Raw genomic sequence first — 1196 nt, 5'->3', positions numbered from 1 at the left:
GGGGGGTGTGACGAGGGCAGGGGGTCACATGAGAGGTGTCAGGAAGCGCCGCAGCGCCTCCTCGTAGCCCTGCGGGTCGGCGTTCCACATCGCTCCGTGGGGCGCGTTGCCGACGGTGTGGAGGGCGACCACGTCGGGGCGGGCGTCGGCGAGCCGGCGGGAGAGCTGCCAGGGGGCCACCGTGTCGTCGGGTCCGTGGAAGACGAGCGCCGGGATCCGGAGCCCGGCGGAGGGGTCCGTGCCCCCGGCGCGGTCGCCGTACAGTCCGGTGCGGCCCTGTGCGGCGCGGACCGCCAGGGGCAGCAGCGCGCCCGGGGTGCGGCGGGCCGCGGCGAGGGCGCGCAGGGTGGTCTCCCAGCTGAGCACCGGGGAGTCCAGGACGAGTCCGCAGACGCGGTCGCGCAGCCCCGAGTGTGCGGCGGCGTGCAGCGCCATGGTGGCGCCGGTGGACCAGCCGTGCAGGACGACCTGCCGGGCGCCGTGGCGCACGGCGTAGCGGATCGCCGCGTCCAGGTCGCGCCACTCGGTCTCGCCGAGGTGGTTCAGGCCGTCGGGCGGGCGGGGTGCGCCCAGGTCGCCGCGGTAGGCGAGGGCGAGCACCGGGAAGTGGTTGCGGTGCAGGAAATCCATGACGTTCATGGCGAGTTCCCGGGTGGTGCCGAGGCCGTGCACGGCGATCACCCAGGTGTCCCGGGCTCCGGGCACGAACCACGCGGGCAGGGTGCCGAGTTCGCCGGGGATGTCGATGTCGGCGTGTTCGAGGCCGAGGGCGGCGCTCGGGTCGCCGACGTACACGTTCGGGGTGAGCCAGGCCTTGTCGCCGGGTTTCAGGGTGCCGTGCGTGACCCGCTCCAGGCGGCGTACGACGGTGTCGGCGGGGTGTGGCGTGGTGGCCAGGACGGGGCCGACGACCGCGTGCGTGCCGTTGCCGGACAGACCGTAGCGGCCGGGCCGCAGGGCGGCCAGGTCCCGGGTGAGGCTGATCTGTCCCGCGGCGGTGCCGTGCACGGTGAGCCGGGGTTCGGTGGGCAGGGGCCGGCCGGGCGGCGCCTTGAGCGCGGCGTCACTGGCGAGCCGCCCGGCGGCCACGGCGGCCGCGCCGACTCCGATCACGGCGGTGACGGCAGCGGCCGTCGCTCTGGCAGTGCGCACGGCTCCAGTGTCCTGGCGGACCGGGCGGGCGACCAGTGGGAGGC

Annotated in this window: 1 protein-coding gene; it reads right to left on the bottom strand. The window is 76.1% G+C overall.

The features are described from left to right. Positions 1-24: 24 nt before the first annotated feature. A complete protein-coding gene (locus CA983_RS43885; protein WP_086606130.1) occupies positions 25-1152 on the bottom strand; it encodes an alpha/beta hydrolase in 1128 nt (375 codons plus the stop codon). Positions 1153-1196: the final 44 nt, after the last annotated feature.

Source organism: Streptomyces swartbergensis (assembly GCF_002148965.1).
Lineage (GTDB): Bacteria > Actinomycetota > Actinomycetes > Streptomycetales > Streptomycetaceae > Streptomyces > Streptomyces swartbergensis.
This window is presented reverse-complemented; position numbering and strand designations above follow the sequence as displayed.